Annotated in this window: 8 protein-coding genes; 4 read left to right on the top strand and 4 right to left on the bottom strand. The window is 65.7% G+C overall.

Annotated features, from left to right (window positions below; genetic code table 11):
* The first annotated feature begins 292 nt into the window (after positions 1-292).
* From rplU to proB, 4 genes are all read left to right on the top strand, one after another.
* On the top strand, positions 293-607 hold the full coding sequence (rplU, locus tag ACP5E6_RS12380; RefSeq protein ID WP_427954547.1) for a 50S ribosomal protein L21: 315 nt from the start codon (positions 293-295) through the stop codon (positions 605-607).
* Between the two features lie 15 nt (positions 608-622).
* The gene (gene rpmA / locus ACP5E6_RS12385; RefSeq protein ID WP_427954548.1) at positions 623-892 is read left to right on the top strand and encodes a 50S ribosomal protein L27; all 270 of its coding nucleotides are present in this window, start codon (positions 623-625) and stop codon (positions 890-892) included.
* A 64-nt stretch (positions 893-956) separates the two neighbouring features.
* Complete coding sequence (gene obgE, locus ACP5E6_RS12390; RefSeq protein WP_427954549.1) at positions 957-1,955, top strand: GTPase ObgE; 999 nt, start codon at positions 957-959, stop codon at positions 1,953-1,955.
* Positions 1,952-3,082, top strand: coding sequence for a glutamate 5-kinase (gene proB / locus ACP5E6_RS12395; RefSeq protein ID WP_427954550.1), 1,131 nt, complete (start codon positions 1,952-1,954; stop codon positions 3,080-3,082). Before obgE ends, proB begins: the two co-directional genes overlap by 4 nt.
* A 10-nt stretch (positions 3,083-3,092) precedes the next feature.
* Here the strand turns inward: proB and ACP5E6_RS12400 are convergent, their stop codons facing one another.
* The 4 genes from ACP5E6_RS12400 to rfbA are packed head-to-tail and all read right to left on the bottom strand — an operon-like array spanning position 3,093 to position 6,323.
* Positions 3,093-3,998, bottom strand: a complete 906-nt coding sequence (locus ACP5E6_RS12400; protein WP_427954551.1) for a glycosyltransferase — start codon at positions 3,996-3,998, stop codon at positions 3,093-3,095.
* Entirely contained in the window at positions 3,995-4,906 is a 912-nt protein-coding gene (gene rfbD / locus ACP5E6_RS12405; protein ID WP_427954552.1) for a dTDP-4-dehydrorhamnose reductase, read from the bottom strand. Before rfbD ends, ACP5E6_RS12400 begins: the two co-directional genes overlap by 4 nt.
* Positions 4,891-5,445, bottom strand: coding sequence for a dTDP-4-dehydrorhamnose 3,5-epimerase (gene rfbC, locus ACP5E6_RS12410; protein WP_427954553.1), 555 nt, complete (start codon positions 5,443-5,445; stop codon positions 4,891-4,893). Before rfbC ends, rfbD begins: the two co-directional genes overlap by 16 nt.
* Positions 5,442-6,323: a glucose-1-phosphate thymidylyltransferase RfbA gene (gene rfbA / locus ACP5E6_RS12415; protein ID WP_427954554.1), complete on the bottom strand. Its 882-nt coding sequence runs from the start codon at positions 6,321-6,323 to the stop codon at positions 5,442-5,444. The genes rfbC and rfbA overlap by 4 nt, the downstream gene beginning before the upstream one ends.
* Positions 6,324-6,482 lie beyond the last annotated feature (159 nt).

Consider the following 6,482-nt stretch of genomic DNA (forward strand, 5'->3'; position numbering starts at 1 on the left):
CGCTTCTGGCCGCCCCGCCGCAAATTCCGCGAAAAACCCGCCTAAACGATACCGCTTGCGCACGCCCTAATCGTTACGATATCATAATGAACCTTGTCGCAACGCGTCCACCCCATTCTCCCACCCCATTCTTCCACCCCATTCTTCAACATTGACTCCGCCCCGCTTCCGGCTATAACCCCGCCAGCGCCGCGATCCCGCTGGGTTTCGCGCGTCAAGCCTTTTCGACATCTCGTCACCGCCTCCCCTTGTGTCTGCCCTCGTGGCTCGTAGCTAGAATTGGACCTCATCGATGTTCGCAGTGATCCGCACCGGCGGAAAACAATACCGCGTCGTGCCCGACGCCGTGCTCAAGGTTGAAAAACTCGAAGGCGAAGCCGGCAGCACCATCACCTTCACCGATGTCCTGGCCCTCGGCAGCGAAGCCGGCGTGACCCTCGGCAAGCCGAACGTCGAAGGCGCCACCGTCACCGCAACCGTCATCGCGCAGGACCGGCTGGACAAGATCATCATTTTCAAAAAGCGCCGCCGGCAGAACAGCCGCCGCAAAAACGGTCACCGCCAGCAGGTGACCGTGCTGCGGGTGTCCGGCATCAACGCGGCCTGATCAGAGGAGTTTTCGATGGCACATAAAAAAGCCGGCGGTTCATCCCGCAACGGGCGCGACTCAGCCGGACGCCGCCTCGGCGTCAAGAAGTTCGGCGATGAACACGTCGTCGCCGGCAACATCATCATCCGCCAGCGCGGCACCAAGGTGAAGCCCGGCAGCAATGTCGGCCTCGGCCGCGACCACACCATCTTCGCCCTGATCGACGGGCGGGTGAAATTCGCCCGCCGCGCCGAAGGCCGGGTCTCGGTGTCGGTCGAGCCGCTGGCGATCGCCGCCGAATAAGCCGACCTCCTTTTGGGTTCGGGGAAGGTCGGCTCACGCCGACCTTTTTCGTATGTGATCTGTTATGAAGTTTCTCGACCAGGCCAAAATCTATCTCCGCTCCGGTGACGGCGGCAACGGCGTCGTCGCGTTCCGGCGCGAAAAATACATCGAATTCGGCGGGCCGGACGGCGGCAACGGCGGCCGCGGCGGCGACATCGTGTTCGAAGCGGTCGAAAACCTCAACACCCTGCTCGACTTCCGCTACACCCAGCATTTCCGCGCCCGCAAGGGCGGCAACGGCGCCGGGCGCGACTGCACCGGTGCCGCCGCCCCCACCATGCTGATCAAAGTGCCGATCGGCACCCAGATTTTCGACGATGACCGCGAAACCCTCCTCGCCGATCTCGACAAACCCGGCATGCGCATCGTCTTCCTGCGCGGTGGCGACGGCGGCCACGGCAACGCCATGTTCAAAACCTCGACCAACCGCGCCCCCCGCCGCGCCGATCCGGGCTGGCCCGGCGAGGAACGCTGGGTCTGGCTGCGCCTGAAACTGATCGCGGATGCCGGGCTGGTCGGCCTGCCCAACGCCGGCAAATCCACCTTCCTCGCCGCCGCCTCGGCCGCCCGCCCCAAAATCGCCGACTACCCCTTCACCACCCTGCACCCGCAACTCGGCGTCGTCCGCCTCTCGATGACCGAGGAATTCGTCCTCGCCGACATCCCCGGCCTGATCGAAGGCGCACACGACGGCGCCGGCCTCGGCGACCGCTTCCTCGGCCATGTCGAACGCTGCGCCGTCCTGATCCACCTGATCGACGGCGCCGCCGGCCACGTGGTCGATGCCTGGCGCACCATCCGCGGCGAACTCGGCGCCTACGGCGGCGGGCTCGATGCCAAACCCGAACTCATCGTGCTCAATAAAACCGACGCCATGACCAAGCGCGAAATCTCCTCGCGCAAAGCCGCCCTCGCCAAAGCCTCCGGCGCACCGGTCATGACGATGTCCGCCGCCGGACATATCGGCGTCGACGAAGTTCTGCGCGCCACCTTCGACATGGTCCGCGAGAACCGCAAATGACCCCCCGCGCCGCGCCGCGCCTGACCGATGCGAAACTGCTGGTGGTCAAGATCGGCTCGGCCCTGATCGTCGACTCCGCCGCCGCCACCCCCCGCACAACCTGGCTCGACGGCATGGCCGCCGACATCGCTGACCTCCGCGCACGCGGCATCTTCGTCATCGTGGTCTCCTCCGGCGCCATCGCGCTCGCCCGCCGCCAACTCGGCCTGCTGCAACCCCGCCTCCGCCTCGAGGAAAAACAGGCCGCCGCCGCGGTCGGCCAGATCCGCCTCGCCCAGGCCTGGAGCGAAGCCCTCTCCGCCCACAACCTCGTCGCCGCCCAACTCCTCCTGACCATGGACGATACCGAAGACCGCCGCCGCTACCTCAACGCCCGCGCCACCCTGCGCACCCTGCTCGAACTCGGCGCCATCCCGGTGATCAACGAAAACGACTCGGTCGCCACCGGCGAAATCCGCTTCGGCGACAACGACCGCCTCGCCGGCCGCGTCGCCGAAATGGTCGAAGCCGACCAACTGATCCTGCTCTCGGATATCGACGGTCTCTACACCGCCGACCCCAAACGCGACCCCTCGGCCCGCCACCTGCCGCTGATCGAAACCCTCACGCCGGACATCGAAGCCATGGGCGGCGCCCCACCCCCCGGCTTTTCCTCGGGCGGCATGCGCACCAAACTGGTCGCCGCCCGCATCGCCACCCAGGCCGGCTGCGCCATGGCCGTCGCCCTCGGCCATATCGACCATCCGCTCGCCGCCCTGCAGAACGGTGCCCGCTGCACCTGGTTCCTGCCCCAACCCGGCGGCCGCTCGGCCCGCAAACGCTGGATCGCCGGCTCCCTCGCCCCGCTCGGCCGCCTGCATGTCGATGCCGGGGCCGCAAGCGCGATCCAGCGCGGCTCCTCCCTGCTGCCCGCCGGCGTGGTCAGCGTCGAAGGCGATTTCGAACGCGGCGACGCCGTCGAAATCCTCGCGCCGGACCAGGCCACCCTCGCCCGGGGCCTTGCCGCCTACTCAGCCATCGACACCCGCCTGATCGCCCGCCACCAGACCGACGAGATCGAGACGCTGCTCGGCTGGCGCGGCCGCGACGAGATCGTGCATCGCGACGATCTGGTCCTGCTGACCTGAGCGCTCCGCCTCAACCGATCATGAACCAGAGGCGGAACAGCATGTTCTCAAGCTCGGTCTGCCGCTTCAAACCAGGGCAGCGCAGGGCGCGCGACCGGGGTGCGACGCCACCGCACAAGCCTTCGCCGATACGAGCCACATCGGCGCGCGCCTGATCGGTGAGGAATTCGGCATTCGCCGCGAGCTGGGTGACATGCCGGCGCATCATGGTCATGAAAATACCCGGCCCCCGCCGCAGGGCGGCAACCGCACGCACCAGGGTCGAAGGCGGCGACCCGATCAGATTGGCGCGGTGCTGGCGATACAGCACCACGGGTTTCGGGTCGATCACAACAATCCCGCCACAGGCGGTGATGACGATGTAGCTCCACCAGTCATGCATCGTGCCGGGCGGGCCGGGGATGCGCGCCACCAGATCGGCCGCCGCGCGGTTCATCACCATCGTGTTGCCATGCACGATATTCTGCGTGAGGCTTGCCGGAAAACCGGGTTTGTCCCCCGGCAGGATCGACAGATTATGGCCCTGGAGATTTTCATCGACCAGATACTGTCGCGCGCAATAGAGCATCGCCTGATTGCCGGCGGCTTTCAGCGCCGCACGCGCACGGGCGAGTTTGTCGGGCAGCCAGACGTCGTCCTGATCGGCGAAGGCGACGGCTTCGGCATCGGTGGCTTCGGGAAGCAAAGAGAGGAAACTATCGGCAGCGCCGAGATGGACGCCGGAACCGGCGGTTTCCCGGCAGCGGGCTTCGCCGATCCGGGCGGTGAATTCGGCCATGATGCTGCGGGTGTCGTCGGTCGAGCCATCATCGCGCCAGACGATGCGCCAGGCGGGGTCGGTCTGGCGTTCGAAACTCTCCAGCTGCTCGGGCAGGAAACGGCCGCCATTGTAGGTGGAGAGTAGGATCGCGATCATGTGTGGGCGTCCGCCTCCAGCATCGCGGTGACGATACGGGTGGTGGCATCGTGCCAATCGGGCAGGCGGAGGCCGAAAATAGCGGCGAGCTTGCCGCCGTCGAGCCGGGAATCGGCGGGGCGTTTCACCGGGGTGGGCCACTCGGCGGTGGTAATGGCGGTAACGGTCGGGCGCGCCGCGCCACACTTTGCGGCAATGTCAAAGATCACCTCGGCGAACCCGTGCCAGGTGGTGTCGCCCGTATTGGTGGCGTGGAAAATGCCCCGGTATTCCGGACGCCAGCCCTGCGAGCGGATGGCGCCGACAATGGCGAGAATCGCGGCGGCGAGGTCTTCAGCGGCGGTGGGGGTGCCGCGCTGATCGCCGACGACGCGGAGATTGTTGGTTTTGCGCGATGCGTTGATCATGGTGCGGGCGAAATTCTTGCCGCGCGCGGAAAAGACCCAGGCGGTGCGCAGGATGATGGCGTCGGCACCCGATTCGATTACGGCGCGCTCGCCGGCCTCCTTGCTGGCGCCGTAGACGCCGAGCGGGGCCACGGGGTCGGATTCGAGGTAGGGAGCGCCTTTTTCACCGTCGAACACATAGTCGGTCGAGACATGGATCAGCGGGATGCCGGAATCGCGGCAGAGGCGGGCGAGCTGGGCCGGGCCGTCGCGATTGGCGCGGTAGGCCGCAGCCACGTTCTGTTCGGCCGCGTCCACCGCGGTCCAGGCAGCGGCGTTGATCACCAGCGATGGCGCGGTTTCGGCAACGCAGCGTGCGATGGTTTCGGGCGAATCGAAATCGAAATCCGGGCGACCAACCGCGCGGTGCGGCATCGTGGCCTGGGCGGCCAGCGCCATGCCGAGCTGGCCGGTGGCGCCCGTGATCAGGATCGGGCCGTCGCGCATCACATCGTGAACCATGATTCGCAATCGGCGAGATGCGGCATGACCCCGTCCTTGTCCGACAGGACCGCCTGATCGGCGGCGACCGGCCAGGGCAGGGCAAGATCGGGGTCGTTCCAGATCACGCCGCGCTCGGCGGCTTTGTCGTAGCCGGCGGTGACTTTGTAGATCACCTCGGTATCCGGCTCCAGCGTGCAGAACCCGTGCAGGAAGCCGCCGGGAATCCAAAGCTGCCTGCCATTGGCCGGGGATAATTCGACCGCGACGAATGTGCCGTAATCGGGCGAGCCTTTGCGGATATCCACCGCGACATCCCAGATCGCACCACGCACGCAGCGGACCAGCTTGCCCTGGACGAACGGGGCGATCTGACAATGCAGGCCACGGATCGTGCCGGTCTGGGCGGAATAGGAGTGATTGTCCTGGACGAACTGGTGGGTGAAGCCGAGTGAAGCGAGCTTCGCGCCATTCCAGCTCTCGCTGAACCAGCCCCGGGAATCGGCGAACCGGGGCGGGGTGATGACCAGAACATCCGCTATCGTTTGCGCTTCGATCATTGATGCATCCCATCCGCCAGTTCGATCAACACACGCCCCAATTCGGTCTTGCCCAGAGTCATGGCCCTTGCCCGCAACGTCGCCGCATCGATGAACCCCATGCGATACGCCACCTCCTCCGGACAGCCGACCAGATTGCCCTGGCGCTGCTGGATTGTCTGCACGAATAACGCCGCCTGCAAGAGCGAATCGGGCGTGCCCGCATCGAGCCACGCCGTGCCGCGACCCAGACGCTCGACATTCAGCGATCCGTTTTCCAGATAAATCCGGTTCAGATCGGTGATTTCCAGCTCGCCCCGCGGCGAAGGCTTGATTGCATGGGCAAATTCGGTCACCCGATCGTCATAGAAATACAACCCCGTCACCGCCCAGTTCGACGAGGGTACCGCCGGCTTCTCGACAATCTCGACCGCACGCCCCGCCTGATCGAAACTCACCACGCCATACCGCTCCGGATCGCGCACCTGATAGGCAAACACCGTCGCCCCCGCCGAACGACGCGCCGCCACACGCAACGCATCCGAGAGATGGTCGGCATGGATCAGATTATCGCCCAGTGCCAACGCACAGGCCTGACCGCCCAGCCAATCCTCGCCGATCAGAAACGCCTGCGCCAATCCATCGGGCGACGCCTGTTCGGCATAGTTCATCGAAATGCCGAATTGCGACCCATCCCCCAATAACCGCCGGAACTGCGGCAGATCCGCCGGCGTCGAAATCAGCAACACATCGCGTATCCCCGCCAATAACAAGGTCGATAACGGATAATACACCATCGGCTTGTCATACACCGGCAATAATTGCTTCGACGTCGCCTGCGTGGTCGGATGCAACCGCGTCCCCGACCCGCCCGCCAGAATAATGCCCTTGGCAATCATGGCGTGAGGGCTGTGCTGGTGCACGGAAAGCCGGGGCTTCGCCCCAAGCCCCACCAAGGGGCGCCGCCCCTTGGAACCCCGCCAAAGGCTGAGCCTTTGGGATCCATTAGTTTTAGGAAAGGGGTGGGCTGTCCAGACCATCGCCGCGACAAATGCGAT

Origin of the sequence: Acidiphilium sp. (assembly GCF_049977125.1) — a bacterium.
In the GTDB taxonomy this organism is placed as follows: domain Bacteria; phylum Pseudomonadota; class Alphaproteobacteria; order Acetobacterales; family Acetobacteraceae; genus Acidiphilium.

Bases quoted from the DNA above. Each gene is read 5' to 3' on its own strand.
- rfbC (WP_427954553.1), bottom strand. From the start codon at position 5,445: ATGATCGAAGCGCAAACGATAGCGGATGTTCTGGTCATCACCCCGCCC.
- ACP5E6_RS12400 (WP_427954551.1), bottom strand. From the start codon at position 3,998: ATGATCGCGATCCTACTCTCCACCTACAATGGCGGCCGTTTCCTGCCC.
- rplU (WP_427954547.1), top strand. From the start codon at position 293: ATGTTCGCAGTGATCCGCACCGGCGGAAAACAATACCGCGTCGTGCCC.
- rfbA (WP_427954554.1), bottom strand. From the start codon at position 6,323: ATGATTGCCAAGGGCATTATTCTGGCGGGCGGGTCGGGGACGCGGTTG.
- proB (WP_427954550.1), top strand. From the start codon at position 1,952: ATGACCCCCCGCGCCGCGCCGCGCCTGACCGATGCGAAACTGCTGGTG.
- obgE (WP_427954549.1), top strand. From the start codon at position 957: ATGAAGTTTCTCGACCAGGCCAAAATCTATCTCCGCTCCGGTGACGGC.
- rfbD (WP_427954552.1), bottom strand. From the start codon at position 4,906: ATGGTTCACGATGTGATGCGCGACGGCCCGATCCTGATCACGGGCGCC.
- rpmA (WP_427954548.1), top strand. From the start codon at position 623: ATGGCACATAAAAAAGCCGGCGGTTCATCCCGCAACGGGCGCGACTCA.